This window comes from Curtobacterium sp. MWU13-2055 (genome assembly GCF_023242305.1).
Lineage (GTDB): Bacteria > Actinomycetota > Actinomycetes > Actinomycetales > Microbacteriaceae > Curtobacterium.
Genome location: NZ_JALLIO010000008.1, coordinates 124,989 through 137,898 on the forward strand (window position 1 = coordinate 124,989; position 12,910 = coordinate 137,898).

15 protein-coding genes and 1 pseudogene are annotated in these 12,910 nt (G+C 66.8%); 8 read left to right on the forward strand and 8 right to left on the reverse strand.

Annotated elements, in window-relative coordinates:
* Nucleotides 1-312: 312 nt before the first annotated feature.
* The gene (locus M4960_RS15640) at nucleotides 313-1,311 is read right to left on the reverse strand and encodes an IS481 family transposase (RefSeq protein ID WP_248704729.1); all 999 of its coding nucleotides are present in this window, start codon (nucleotides 1,309-1,311) and stop codon (nucleotides 313-315) included.
* Nucleotides 1,312-1,559: 248 nt separating this feature from the next.
* Between M4960_RS15640 and M4960_RS15645 the strand changes: the two genes are divergently transcribed.
* Nucleotides 1,560-2,222, forward strand: coding sequence for an NYN domain-containing protein (locus tag M4960_RS15645; protein WP_248704730.1), 663 nt, complete (start codon nucleotides 1,560-1,562; stop codon nucleotides 2,220-2,222).
* Between the two features lie 80 nt (nucleotides 2,223-2,302).
* Here M4960_RS15645 and M4960_RS15650 read toward each other — a convergent pair whose 3' ends face one another.
* The 3 genes from M4960_RS15650 to M4960_RS15660 all read right to left on the reverse strand — a co-directional run bounded on the left by M4960_RS15650 (nucleotide 2,303) and on the right by M4960_RS15660 (nucleotide 4,422).
* Nucleotides 2,303-3,163, reverse strand: coding sequence for a nucleotidyltransferase domain-containing protein (locus tag M4960_RS15650; protein WP_248704731.1), 861 nt, complete (start codon nucleotides 3,161-3,163; stop codon nucleotides 2,303-2,305).
* Nucleotides 3,147-3,671 carry an SLATT domain-containing protein gene (locus tag M4960_RS15655; protein ID WP_248704732.1) on the reverse strand — a complete coding sequence of 175 codons (525 nt, stop codon included), beginning with the start codon at nucleotides 3,669-3,671 and terminating at the stop codon, nucleotides 3,147-3,149. Before M4960_RS15655 ends, M4960_RS15650 begins: the two co-directional genes overlap by 17 nt.
* Before the next feature lie 76 nt (nucleotides 3,672-3,747).
* A complete protein-coding gene (locus M4960_RS15660) occupies nucleotides 3,748-4,422 on the reverse strand; it encodes a hypothetical protein (RefSeq protein WP_248704733.1) in 675 nt (224 codons plus the stop codon).
* A 203-nt stretch (nucleotides 4,423-4,625) separates the two neighbouring features.
* On the opposite strand from M4960_RS15660, the gene M4960_RS15665 reads away from it, so the two are divergent.
* Nucleotides 4,626-5,366 carry a metallophosphoesterase gene (locus tag M4960_RS15665; protein ID WP_248704734.1) on the forward strand — a complete coding sequence of 247 codons (741 nt, stop codon included), beginning with the start codon at nucleotides 4,626-4,628 and terminating at the stop codon, nucleotides 5,364-5,366.
* Nucleotides 5,367-5,448: 82 nt separating this feature from the next.
* Complete coding sequence (locus M4960_RS15670) at nucleotides 5,449-5,787, forward strand: ASCH domain-containing protein (protein ID WP_248704735.1); 339 nt, start codon at nucleotides 5,449-5,451, stop codon at nucleotides 5,785-5,787.
* A 26-nt stretch (nucleotides 5,788-5,813) separates the two neighbouring features.
* On the opposite strand, the gene M4960_RS15675 is transcribed toward M4960_RS15670, so the two are convergent.
* On the reverse strand, nucleotides 5,814-6,212 hold the full coding sequence (locus M4960_RS15675) for a MerR family transcriptional regulator (RefSeq protein WP_248704736.1): 399 nt from the start codon (nucleotides 6,210-6,212) through the stop codon (nucleotides 5,814-5,816).
* Between the two features lie 233 nt (nucleotides 6,213-6,445).
* Between M4960_RS15675 and M4960_RS15680 the strand changes: the two genes are divergently transcribed.
* Nucleotides 6,446-7,654, forward strand: a complete 1,209-nt coding sequence (locus tag M4960_RS15680) for an MFS transporter (protein WP_248704737.1) — start codon at nucleotides 6,446-6,448, stop codon at nucleotides 7,652-7,654.
* 57 nt (nucleotides 7,655-7,711) lie between these two features.
* Here M4960_RS15680 and M4960_RS15685 read toward each other — a convergent pair whose 3' ends face one another.
* Nucleotides 7,712-8,116: a MerR family transcriptional regulator gene (locus M4960_RS15685; RefSeq protein WP_308222019.1), complete on the reverse strand. Its 405-nt coding sequence runs from the start codon at nucleotides 8,114-8,116 to the stop codon at nucleotides 7,712-7,714.
* Nucleotides 8,117-8,282: 166 nt separating this feature from the next.
* Here M4960_RS15685 and M4960_RS15690 point away from each other — a divergent pair, with 166 nt between their 5' ends.
* Nucleotides 8,283-9,803: a SulP family inorganic anion transporter gene (locus M4960_RS15690; protein WP_248704738.1), complete on the forward strand. Its 1,521-nt coding sequence runs from the start codon at nucleotides 8,283-8,285 to the stop codon at nucleotides 9,801-9,803.
* Between the two features lie 135 nt (nucleotides 9,804-9,938).
* Nucleotides 9,939-10,157 carry a LacI family DNA-binding transcriptional regulator gene (locus M4960_RS15695; protein ID WP_248704739.1) on the forward strand — a complete coding sequence of 73 codons (219 nt, stop codon included), beginning with the start codon at nucleotides 9,939-9,941 and terminating at the stop codon, nucleotides 10,155-10,157.
* A 79-nt stretch (nucleotides 10,158-10,236) separates the two neighbouring features.
* On the opposite strand, the pseudogene M4960_RS15700 reads toward M4960_RS15695, so the two are convergent.
* A pseudogene (locus M4960_RS15700) lies at nucleotides 10,237-10,464 on the reverse strand (hypothetical protein); the annotation flags it as partial.
* Nucleotides 10,465-10,648: 184 nt separating this feature from the next.
* Between M4960_RS15700 and M4960_RS15705 the strand changes: the two are divergent.
* Nucleotides 10,649-10,849, forward strand: a complete 201-nt coding sequence (locus M4960_RS15705) for a hypothetical protein (RefSeq protein ID WP_248704741.1) — start codon at nucleotides 10,649-10,651, stop codon at nucleotides 10,847-10,849.
* Nucleotides 10,850-10,930: 81 nt separating this feature from the next.
* Here M4960_RS15705 and M4960_RS15710 read toward each other — a convergent pair whose 3' ends face one another.
* The gene (locus M4960_RS15710; RefSeq protein WP_248704742.1) at nucleotides 10,931-12,088 is read right to left on the reverse strand and encodes an FAD-dependent monooxygenase; all 1,158 of its coding nucleotides are present in this window, start codon (nucleotides 12,086-12,088) and stop codon (nucleotides 10,931-10,933) included.
* Nucleotides 12,089-12,239: 151 nt separating this feature from the next.
* On the opposite strand from M4960_RS15710, the gene M4960_RS15715 reads away from it, so the two are divergent.
* Nucleotides 12,240-12,845 carry a TetR/AcrR family transcriptional regulator gene (locus M4960_RS15715; protein ID WP_248704743.1) on the forward strand — a complete coding sequence of 202 codons (606 nt, stop codon included), beginning with the start codon at nucleotides 12,240-12,242 and terminating at the stop codon, nucleotides 12,843-12,845.
* Nucleotides 12,846-12,910: the final 65 nt, after the last annotated feature.

A 12,910-nucleotide genomic window follows, 5' to 3' on the forward strand; every position in this document is an offset into this window, starting at 1 on the left:
CGGCGGTCCCGGGCGGTTCGCGGACCGGGACAAGCTCGAGCATCCCTGCCAAGCATGCGCCAAGACCGGTCAGCGGTGCGGAGGCGGAGGAGAAGCTGTCGTCGTCAGTGCAACGCAGTTCTTCCACAGCGGTCCCGCGGACCTCGAGTACCGGACCATTCCCGGTGGAGTGAACTGTGAACTCCACCGATGTCAGGCGCAGGCGCTCGGCTTCCTCGCGCCACGACAGCACCCGCCACGATGCGCCTGCGTCAAGGGGTGACACGATCGGCTGCAGGCTCACGCCCGTCGGGGACGGCAGGTCGTCGCTGGCTAGCTGTAGTTCCCCGTGAGGTTGTGGACGCGGTCTGATGGGGTTTGGCCGCCGAGGCCGGTGTGTGGTCGGTGGTGATTGTAGTGATGCAGCCAGGTCGCGTGGGTCGCGGTCCTGGCTGCGTCACTGTCGTAGGCGCGGGCGTAGGCCCACTCGGCGGCGAGGGTCCGGTTGAACCGCTCGACTTTCCCGTTGGTCTGCGGTCGGTAGGGCTTGGTGAAGCGGTGCTTGATGTGACCGAGCGCCGCGGCGAAGTCGCGGGACCGGTAGTAGGCGCCGTTGTCCGTCATGACCGCCTCGATGCGGATGCCGGCAGCGGCGAAGAACGCGTTCGCTCGATCCCAGAACCCGGCCGCGGTGACGCCGAGCTCGTCTTCGTGGATCTCTGAATACGCCAGTCGGGAGTAGTCATCGACGGCGTGGTGCAGGAACCGGAACCCATGAGAACCACGAGCCCCTCGGCGCGCGGCACGGTCACGGATGACGCCAGCGGCGCGGTCCTGAGCAGACCCGCGGCCATGAACACGCCACCCGTCACCGTCCGGGATGCGGCCCTGCTTCTTGATGTCGACGTGGACGAGCTCACCCGGCCGTGACTTCTCGTACCGGATCGGCCTCGGTCGCCGCACCGGCAGCCCGGTCGCTTGGTCGATGTTGCGCAGCAACGGCATCCGGAACCGGGCAAGAACCCGCCCGACTGTTGACCGGGCCAGATGCAGATGGAACGCGATCCGGTGCGGCCCCCACCGCCGTGTCAGACGCAGCGCGATGATCCGCCGCTCGGTCCGCGACGGCAGCCGGCTCGGACTGCTGAAGGGACGCGATGACCGGTCCCGCATCGACAAGCCAGCCCGATACCGGCGAGCCCATTTCGCTGCGGTCGCGGGTGAGCACTGGAACCGCTCCGCCGCGCGACGGATCGGCCAACCATCCTCGACGATCAGCCGGGCAAGACGTTCCCTGCCAGTCGGGGTGAATGGGGCATTAGCGTGAGTCACGAAGACCTCCGGTGCGACGTGGTGTGTGGTAACTCACATCGTCCCGGAGGTCTTCTTCTCACCTCACCCGTTCACAACCTCCCGAGGAACTACACCTAGAGGACGTTTGCGGCGGCGGGTTCAGGGCGAGGCACCCCGGATCCGCCGCCGACTAGACGGCAGCCTGATTCGGGCTGTAAGCTGCACACCTAACTCCCCACCGTCCTCCGGGACTGGTGGGGCTTTTTCATATCCGGGGGCTTCCAACCATGCTGCGAACGACGGTCATCATCGACTACCAAAACGTCCACCTCGTGGGCCGAGCCGTGTTCGAACCCTCCAAGGCGCCTCACGAGTGTCTGATCCACCCGCTGCACTTCGCGAACCAGATCATCCATGCGCGCAACGCCAACCAGCGCGACGGAGAGTCGAAGGCGGTGCTCACTCAGGTCTTCGCATACCGAGGCCTCCCCAGCGCAGTTCATGACCCCGACGCCTACGCGCGGAACATGGCTCAGCAGACCGAGTGGGAGAAGGACCCACGCGTCAAGGTGAAGATGCGGCCGCTGACGTACGACTACCAGCGAGACGCGGACGGCCGGAAGGCGACTGACGCCACGGGGAAGGAAATCACTACTGGCAAGCGGGAGAAGGGCATTGACGTGCTCTGTGCCCTTGCGATGGTGCGTGAAGCCCGCGAACCTGACGTCGACGTAGTGCTGCTCGCCTCCCAGGACAGCGACCTAAGGCCGGCCCTCGACGAAGCCCTGGACTTGAACCTGGCGAAGGTCGAGACGGCCTCCTGGTACTCGGCGAAGGCGTACCACCGCAGCCGTGAGATTCGACCCACCGACAAGCACCGGCGCATCTGGAACACGCGCCTCAACGCACAGGCGTTCGCTGCGGCAATAGACCAGCAGCAGTACCTGTAGCCGGTTCCTCGATGAGCTGCGTCGACCTGGTAGTCACGTGACCGGTAGACGATCGGCTAACGGGACGGTCGAGGTGGTCGTCACGCGTAGTCGGGGAAGCTTCGGTCGAATATCTTGTGGAGCAAGCCGAATGCGGTGAGTTCCTGGCCTCGCGCTCGAGCGATGAAGGCCTGGCGTGCGTTGTGTTCCGCGTCCTGGACTGCGCTCATCGCAGCGGAGTAACCTCCCAGTGATGAAGTCGCATGGATAAGCCCTGTCTGACCGGTCGGATCCGTCAGCGCCCGGAACTGGCTGGAGTTGAGCTTCTGAAGGACCGCCTGCAGGTCCGATAGTGGATCGAAGTATGATTCGCCGACCATGTGCTCCGCGGCCGCCATCTCCAAGTAGAACGAGCTCACCGGCACTCGCCGAGCGGCCTTCCACGCCTTCAACAGACGAGTCAGGGCCTTCGCCCCGTCCTGCGGGTTCTTGTTCACTTCGGTGACGTATCGGAGATGTGCTGCGGGAGCGGTTTCCATCCAACCGGTGGGAGGCCGCGGGATCCAGTACCGCGACACCGGTTCGGTGCTGGACAGGAAGCCTGGCGCTACTTCGAAGACCTCGTCGCCGCCAGCGAACGAGACAACGACCGTTGGGGAGCTGGTCCGAATCGTGGTTCGCGGGAAACGGTCGACCAGGGCGTCCCGGACCCAGTGCAGCGCGGTGGACGGGTTCATGGGTCGTGAATAGTTGAGGGCAACGATCAGGTCGACATCACTTCGACCGCGCAGGCCGGTTCCGTGACTGAACGAACCGGTCTCCCGGACCTCCGCGACGCTGAGCTCGGAGCGCAACCTGGTCTCGATGCTCGCTCGGTGGATCGCGGCGACCTGCCGTTCGGTGGGGGTCGGCGTGAGGAGTGTCAGGTACTGCTGGAGTGCAGCATCAACGGTCCTGGGCATCGCCAGCTCCTCGGATGTCAACGATGTGCTCGCGGTCGCCGCGTTCAACGCTGCGGCGGCCGAAGTGGCGTGCGAGGACGTTGGGTGGTTGCGCCGCGAGGTTTTGCGCGTGTGCTCGGTCGGTGAGCGTTCGGAGCAGCTCCCGGAGAGTTGCGGCATCGACCAGCTGCGCGTCGATCAGCCGGGCACGGCGTACCTCTTTCTGGATCGCGAGGTACTCGTTGCCGGCAGCTGATGCTCGGGCGGATCTGTCGGCGGCGCCGAGGAAGGTCACCAATGCCCCGAGGCCGGCAGCGACGAGCGCGACGATGCCTGCTGTCACTCGACCCGTCGTGCTCGCCAGGGCGGTGACCCCGGCGATGGCGGCGAGGACCGTGGCGGGGACGCCGGCGACGAGCTCGATCATCCGGTACTGCTGCCCGAGGGCGAACTGGTTCGCCGCACTGTGCACTGAGTCCTCCTCGAGACGTTCCAACTCGGCCGCGATCTCCTGCTCAGGGGTGGTCATGGTCTCCTCCTTCAGTCGATGCGTCGTCGCTTGCACTGGGCCCGTCTGATCCGCAGCGCGGGGCGCTGCGGAACCGTCAGAACCGGGACGGCCTGGCGCCGAGGATCGTTTGGCTGCGGCTGACGATCACCGACGGAAGACGGGAGTGGGACGCAATCCACGTCGCGAGATCGAGGGAGACGTAGCCCGCGAGCTCGCACATGTACTGATGGTCAATGCTGAGATCGCGCGCGAAAATCGGTTCGTGGTGCGCAGCCCGGTTCCGGAGGAAGCGCAGGCGTTCCATCCTGGCTCGGAGATCCGAGCGTCGTCCGGCGTAGTGCGGGAACGCTTGCTTGAGGCCAGTCTCCCAGAGCGAAGCGTGGTACCGGTTGACGAGAAGGCCCTCCCAGAACGAGGTTTTCAACTCGGCGACGACATGTCCGGCGCTCCAGGACCCGGGCCCCTTGCGCTGGTCGAGGTACCCCTCCGCGGAGCGAACCTCCTGCAGATCGGCGTACGTGATGGGCGCGGCCTCCCACCAGTCGTCACGGTTGAACGTCGCTCGGAGCTGATCGTGGATGGCGTTCCGCAAACCAACCTCGAGCGCTGCGTAGGCGCCGAGCAGCGCCGCTGATGCCTCAACGTTCCACGTGTACAGGCGGATGCCCTCGTCGGGGTTCCCGCTGCGTGCGACCAAGTACGGGGCGAATCGGTCGGTGCCGATGGTCTGCGGGAGCGACGTCAATGTCGCTGGGTCGACGGGCTGCACGAGTCCTCCTGGTGTCACAACGACTGTGGTCGCTTGTGTGTTTGCGTGCTAGCCTGTCATCTGTAAGCCCCGGACGAGGCGCAGAAATGCGTCGGCGCGCCGGGGCAATCACTTTTTCTGGGCGTTGGCCTGACCCGCCGCCCGCTGATCGATCGTTCCTCGGAACGGTGGGGTGTCACGGTCGACGCTGTTAGCGTCGGCTGGTGCGTATCGCTGCGATCTCGGATGTCCATGGCAACGTCTTCGCTCTGCGAGCGGTCCTGGACGAGATCCGCCAATCGGGGATTGACCACCTCGTGAACCTGGGCGACCTGCTGTCGGGCGGTGTCTGCCCCGCGGAGACCGCCGAGCTACTCATGCACACCCCCGCGGCGACCGTACGCGGCAACCATGAACGGCAGCTCCTCGAGTCCCCTCGCGACCAGATGGGGCTCTCCGATGGACTCGCCGCCGACGAGATCGGCGATGAGCAGCGAGCATGGTTGGCGTCACTGCCGGCCATCGCCCGGCCGGCAGCAGGCGTGCTCGCGTTCCACGGAGCACCGGATGATGACCTGACTTACCTCCTGGAAACGGTCACGCCAAGCGGTGTGCGCCCAGCGACCGAGGACGAAGTCACGCACCGACTGGGCACCCTCCCTGACGAGCAGCTCCTGCTCTGTGGGCACACCCATCTGCAGCGGTCGATGCGCCTGACGAACGGGACACTCATCGTGAACCCGGGAAGCGTGGGCTGGCCCGCCTATGACGATGACCAGCCCTACCCGCACGTCATTGAAGCCGGAACACCGGACGCTCGGTACGCCGTGGTCGAAGACACGACCGGTTCCTGGGAAGTCACATTCCACCAGGTTCGCTACGACGTCGAGGCGGCAGCAGCAGCAGCGCGGGTAAACGACCGCCCGGACGTCGAGCACGCGCTCCGCACCGGACGCATGCCCTAAACAAGCACTTGACCCCATCCCGGTCCCTCGACATCGCCGGCGCCTCGATTGCCGTCCCCTGCCGCTGCGGCAGAGCGGATGCATGGTCAGCGCGGCACCCAGCACGATCCACTTCCATCGCAAGCACTACGAGGCAGTGATGTCTGGCGAGAAGGTGACCACCGTGCGGTGGAACGAGGACGTACCGGTGGGAGCAGCCGTGTTCGTCTTCGATGAACACCCGGCGGCAGGACCGATGCCCGGCACCGTGATCGCCGTACACCAGTACCGGCTCGACATCCTCACTGCCGAGCAAGCCCACCAGCCGCCGGGAACCGACATGCAGCTCTTCACCAAACAGCTGCGCGAGGACTACTACCCGGACATGCCTTCCGACGCCGTCGTCGAGGTCGCGCAGCTCGCGATCGAGGCGTCCCAATAGCCGGTGATTCACCGGACGATTCACGCCTACCTGTCGCGGAGGATGCCGAGGAACTCGTCGGCCATGCCGAGGTGCTGTTCGAGCTTGGCGCGGCGTTCTTCGGTGTCGCGGATGTACTCGTCGAGCTGCCCGCGGAGTCGGGCACGGTCGTCGTCGTCGTCGTCGTTGTCGGCGGCTTCGAGGGCGTCGACGACGGCGAGGAGTTCGGCCATCTGTTCGAGGGTGAAGCCGAGTGGCTTCATGCGTCGGATGATGAGCAGCCGGGCGAGGTCGGTGTCGGTGTAGAGCCGAAAGCCGCCCTCGGTCCGACCGGACGGGTGCAGCAGACCGACCTCGTCGTAGTGACGGATCGTGCGGTTCGACAATCCAGTGCGGTCCGCGAGCTCGCCGATGTGCATCGTCGTCGGTGCCGCTTGTTCCGTCATCCGCCGCTCCTTCATGGTCCTGCTGGGCTGTGGCGAGCGTAGCGCCGCCACGTCCGCGGCTCCTGCACCTGAACCCTCAAACCTTCCGCAACGGTAGGGTTCGGGAGTCCCTGAGTGAAAGCGAGCGTGGCATCACGTCTTCCCCGAACACGTCCGAAATCACCCTTCCCACCACCGACGCCGCCCCACCAGCGGACCTGACACCGACGCCTACCGGCACGAGTTCGACGCGAATGCGTGGCTGGCTGCCGTGGGTCGCCGTGATCGCTGCCGGCGGTGTCCTCTCGGTGATGAGCGCGCCAGGGCAGACGGCCGGCCTGTCGGTCTTCACGGACCCGCTGATTCGTGAACTGGGGATCTCCCGCACCGAGGTGTCGACGAGCTACCTCATCGGCACCCTCCTGGGCGCGTGCGTGCTGCCACTGACGGGTCGAGCACTGGACCGGTGGGGCGTCCGGCGGATGACGATCTTCATCGGGATCGCGTTCGCGGTGTTCCTCGCCGCGTTGAGCTTCGTCGCCGGGATCGTCGGCCTGACCGCCGGGTTCGTCGGTGTCCGCATGGCCGGGCAGGGCGCACTCTCACTCGCCGCGACGACGCTCGTCGCCCGCAGCATCACCAACCGACGGGGCCTCGCGCTCGGCATCGCGTCCGGAATCGGCTCGGGCGGAATCTCCCTCGTGCCGGTGTTCGTCGAGACCCTGATCGCCGGCACGGACATCCACGTCGCCTGGCGGGTCGAGGCGATCGTCGTCGCCGCCGTCGTGATCCCGATCGGGCTCCTCCTGCCCCGCCGCACCGCCACCAGTGGCCAGAGCGGGACGTCCGCGGAAGCTGCCGGTGAGGGGCCGGTGTGGACGCTCCGGGAAGCGGCATCGACCGGCATGTTCTGGACCATCGCCGCGGGTCTCGCGGTGTCGGGGATGCTCAGCACCGCGCTGGCGTTCCATCAGGTCGCCGTCCTGGGCGAGCAGGGCCTCACCCCGGCAGAAGCGGCCACGAACTTCCTGCCCCAGACCGTCACCGGCATCGCCGCGACCCTGCTCACGGGCGCACTGTCAGACCGGATCCCACCGAAGTTCGGCGTCACGATCGCGATGACAACCCTCACCGGCGCGCTCCTGCTGCTGCCGATCGTCCACACCGGATGGACGGCGGTCCTCTACGGGCTCGTGCTCGGTGCCGCCGGTGGAGCGCTTCGCGGCATCGAGGCCGCCGCGTATGTCCGCTACTACGGGACCGCGAACATCGGCGTCATCCGTGGTGTCGCGACCGGCACGAACCTCGCCTCGACCGCGTTCGGGCCGCTGCTGCTCGCACTCGGCCACGACGTCGCCGGCAACTACACCACCCCGGTGCTGGTCTTCGCGATCCTCCCAGCCATCGTCGCGGTCATCTCCGTCTTCGCCCGCGCCCCACAACACCCTTCCCTCCGCAGCTGACCCGCACGACCAGGCTCGAGTCCGCTGAACAGCAGGGCGAAACGCGGTCGGTGGGGCTCAGTGGGCGCGGAGTTCGTCGAGGAACTCGTCGACCATGTGCAGCTGCTCGTCGAGGCGATCCCGCCGCATTTCGGCGTCCCGGATGAACGCGGCCACTCGGGACCGGACCGCGGTCACGTCGACGTCGGGCTGCGCTTCGTCGAGCACCTTCACCGCGTCGACGAGGATGCCCGCCTCCCCAAGGGAGAACCCAAGCGGCTTCATCCGCCGCACCATCAGCAGCCGAGCGACGTCGTCCTCGGAGTACAGCCGGAACCCACCATCGGTCCGGCCGGACGGATGCAGCACCTCCGCGGCGTCGTAGTCGCGGATCGTCTTCACACTCAACCCGGTGCGCTCGGCGACCTCGCCGATGTGCATCAGGTACTCGCTCGACGCAGTGGTCTTCGTTTCGTTCCCCACTTGCACACCAACCCTTCCGTTGCGTTAGAGTCGAACCATACCGACCTTGCCGCAACGGAAGGTTTGGGATTGGCTGGACGCTCTGATGCCGCCGGCCGAGCGCGATGACGCGCCCCTCGACAGCTCTCGCGGGCGCAGCGCCCGCACCCCTCACTGAAGGAGAACCGTGACGACCGTCACGCAGTCGGTGCCCGTCCAGGCGCACCACAGTCCCACCGTCCTGTCCGCACTGCGGAACCCGAAGATCCTGCTCCGCGAGGTCCTCGCCGGCCTCGTGGTCGCCCTCGCCCTGATCCCCGAAGCGATCTCGTTCTCGATCATCGCCGGCGTCGACCCGCGCGTCGGCCTGTTCTCGGCATTCGTGATGGCCGTCGTCATCTCGTTTGTCGGCGGCCGAGCCGCCATGATCACCGGCGCCACCGGCGCCATCGCCCTCGTCGTCGCCCCCGTGGTCAAGGAGCACGGTCTCGACTACCTGATCGCGACCGTCCTCCTCGGCGGGATCTTCCAGCTGATCCTCGGCGGGCTGGGCGCTGCGAAGCTGATGCGGTTCGTGCCGCGGTCCGTGATGGTCGGGTTCGTCAACGCGCTCGCGATCCTGATCTTCACCGCGCAGCTGCCGAACATCATCGGCGTCTCGTGGCTCGTCTGGCCGATCGCCGCCGTCGGCATCGCGATCATCGTCCTGCTGCCCCGCCTCACCAAGGCGATCCCGGCACCGCTGGTCGCTATCGTCGTCCTGACCCTGGTGACCGTGTTCGCGTCGATTGCGATCCCGACGGTCGGCGACGAGGGCAAGCTGCCCGACAGCCTTCCGACGCTGTTCATCCCGAACGTCCCGCTGAACCTCGAGACGCTCACGATCATCGCCCCCTATGCCCTCGCGATGGCGCTCGTCGGGCTCCTGGAGTCCCTGATGACGGCGAAGCTCGTCGACGAGGTCACCGACACCGGCTCACGGAAGACCCGTGAAGCGCTTGGGCAGGGCGTTGCGAACATCGCTTCCGGCCTCTTCGGCGGGATGGGCGGCTGCGCGATGATCGGCCAGACGATGATCAACGTCAAGGCCTCCGGCGCTCGCACCCGGATCTCCACGTTCCTCTCCGGCGTGTTCCTGCTGGTCCTCGTCGTCGGGCTCGGTGACATCGTCGCGATCATCCCGATGGCCGCCCTGGTCGCCGTCATGGTGATGGTCTCCGTCGGCACCTTCGACTGGCACAGCATCAAGCCCTCCACCCTCAAGCGGATGCCCGTCGGCGAGACCATCGTCATGGTCCTCACCGTCGTGATCGTCGTCGCCACGGACAACCTCGCCATCGGCGTCATCATCGGCATCATCGCAGCGATGATCGTCTTCGCCCGCCGCGTCTCCCACTTCACCAGCGTCTCGCGCAGCATCGAGACGCTCAGCACCGGCGAGCAGCACGCGCTCTACACGGTCGAGGGGGAACTGTTCTTCGCCTCCTCAAACGACCTCACCACCCAGTTCGACTACGTCGATGACCCCGAGCTCGTGATCATCGACATGACCAAGTCGCACGTGTGGGACGCCTCCACCGTCGCCGTGCTCGACTCGATCGAGACGAAGTACCACCAGCACGGCAAGCGGGTCGAGATCCGTGGCATGAACGACGCCAGCCAGGCCTTCCACGGCCGCCTCGCCGGCAACCTCGGCTCCGGCCACTGAAACCCTCCCACCTCCGCCCGGCCCCAACCCGGGGCACCGAGTGAACGGGCGGAGCACAAGGGCCGGCGTCCCCCTTTCCGCCGGCCCGGCGGGCACCGTCATGTCGTCCACGACGGTGCCCGCACCTCAGCAGCCATGAGGAGCCAGCACGTGACCAAACCGCCCACCATCCACGACGTCGCCGCCGCCGCACACGTATCGCACCAGACCGTGTCCCGCGTACTCAACGGCGCCACCAACGTCCGCCCTGCAACCAGGTCCCGCGTCGAACACGCGATCCACGCACTCGAATACACCCGCGACGACCAAGCAGCAGCACTCGCACGCCGACCACGGCGACACAGCACCGACTGACACCAATCGCGTCGCACGCAAACGGCCCCGGACAGCAGCTCGCTGTCGGGGGCCATTTCGGTGTCCGATAGCCGATCGACTACCGGACAGCGCGGTCAAAGTTGTCGACGAGCTGGTCAGCGAGGTTCTGCAGTGCTCCGTCGCGGACGAGGACGGCGAGTCCGTGGGCGAATGCCCAACTCACCAACGCTATAAGTGGCAGTACCCCGTCGGGCTGGTCTCCGCCGATGCCGATCGTGGCGGTCGCAGAGGCGAGAATGCCGATGCTCTCTGTCTGAGCTCGTCGTAGGTCCAAGTCGTCCGGGTGAAGTTCCTCGGGGGGGGGGGGGGGGGGGGGGGGAGGGGGGGGGGGGGGGGGGGGGGGGGGGGGGGAACATCAGCGCGAACAGCGCTGGACGCTCGAGGCCGAAGTGCACGTACGCGCGCCCCACGCGCGCCTGCACCTCGCGATTACCGACATGTGGGTGAAGGGCTGGGCGTAGGCGACCAGGGTGATCATCCGCTGGACCGGGACCGCTACCTTCCCCGACGGCTCCCCGTACCACCAGCACGGCGTCCACATCGTCGCCCTCCGCTGGGGCAAGGTCACCGCCATCGACGCCAACGAGGACTCCCAGGCCGTCACCGAACTCATGGCTGCCCTCGCCGCCACCGGCGTCGAGGAAGCCAACGCGGCACCCGTCCTCGCCTGACTCCCCGCGGAGACGAGGAGACCGCCCGGCTGTCAGTCGGCTACCAGGCGAAGCCCTCCCGCTGTTCGATGTCAAGCGACCTCACATCGCGAGGAGCTGAGCGTTCCGGGCTGCGATCTCCTCCTCGGTGTCCGGTGCGATCATCGGCAGCCCGAACTCCTCGGTCTCGGACTGGATCCGCTCTGCAGTGGGGCGGAAGCTGCGCTCGTACTCGGCGAATGCGGCCGCCATGTCCCCGTCGGCGGTGACGAACGCGTCGTACAGGGCGGTCGCTCCGAGGATGGCGACGGACCCGCCCATACCGGCCGCGGGTGATGGGCAGTATGCGGCGTCCCCGACGAGCGCGACCCGGCCGGCTGACCATGCCGGCAATCGGTTCTGGCTGAGCTTGTCGAAGTAGAAGTTGTCGGCACTCAGGGCCTGCTCGAGGACGTCCGAGAACGGCTTCCCGGCGTCGTTGAACGCGTTCCGGATGATCTGCTTCTGCGCCTCGAGATCGTGGTGGTCGTAGGCGATCTCATCCTCCGACCGGAACAGGAACACCACGTCGGTGGTGCCCGCGTAGGAGTTCAGCAGCAGCGTGCGGCCGGGTGCGTTCTGGATGCGCGATGTCCACGGCTCGATGAACATGTCCGGCACGACCGTGACGGACGTGTAGTGGTGCAGGAAGTGGCTGTAGTCCGATTCCGGACCGAACCACAGTCGCCGCACCGTGGAGTGGTTGCCGTCGCAGCCGAGCACCATCGCGAACTCCCGGTCCGCGCCGGAACGGAACGCCGCCCGGATCCCGTTGTCCGTCTCGGTGAGCGTGGTGATCGAGTCGCCGAACACGATCTCGACAGCGCCCTCGATCTCGGCGTGGAGGATGTCGAGGAGGTCGTCGCGGTGGACCTCGACGTCGTCGAAGCGGTGGATCTCGTACTGGTCGACGACGATGCTCTCATCCGACGGATCCGGCGCGGCGCTCACGACAGGAGTGCCGTCGAGGTGGGCGATGACCGTGGTCCGTGGTGGCAGTGCTTTTGCCCGCACGGCCGACAAGATGCCCAAGCGGTCGAAGATCTCCATCGCGTCGCGCCGGAGATCGACCGGGGTGCCGCCCCGGCGGAGTCCGGGTGCCTGCTCGACGATCGTGACCTCGTAGCCGAGTCGCCGCAACCAGATCGCCGTGGTCATCCCGGCGAAGCTCGCCCCCGAGATGAGGACCCGAGCGGGCTGCTGCATGGGTTCCGTGCTCATGATGTGTTCCTCCCTGGCAGATCGCCGGGCTCATTGGTGGAGTAACCCTACGTTTTGAAGCGTAGCAGTGAAGATGGAGTTACTCCATGTTCTGTGGGAAGATCGCGGTGTGACGCACGTGGTGGGCCTCCGGGAGCAGAAGAAGCGCGCGATGCGTCAGCGATTGGCCGATGTCGCAGCGCAGCTCTTCACCGACCGTGGTTACGACGCCGTCGCGATGGTGGACGTCGCCCGGGCGGCCGGTGTCGCCCAGCAGACGCTCTACAACTACTTCCCCGCGAAGCCGGACCTCGTGCTCGACCGTGCTGACGACATGCTCGAACGGTCACGCCGCGCGGTGGCGGACCGTGACCGGAGCACCACCCCGGCCGAGGCCCTGCGCTCGCAGGTGCACGGCGACATCGATCACTTCGCCGCTCGGGATGCCGTCTTCGCGAGAGGTGAGTTCCCGGCGCAGTCCGTGATCAGCGCCTCACTCCGCCGGTACGCCCTGGCGTTCCGCAACGATCAAGCCGAAGCGATCGCCGCGGCGATCCAGCAGACGGATCCTGCTGTTCCGGCTCTCGTCGCGCGTGCCCATGCCAGTGCCCTCACGACAGTGATGCAGGCGGTCACCGATGGCATCGGAGAAGCGATCCTGTCGGAAGCGGACCTCGCAGCGACGGCTCGCGGACTCCACGTCGACGTAGATGCTGCTCTCACCGACGCTTCCGAAGCGTTTCGGTCCACGGCAGCCCGGTTCGCGGAATCGTCCTGAGCCGACCGACGGAAAGCCGTCATCCCGTACTGATCGTCACCCTCGCTCGTGACGCTGCTATCCGC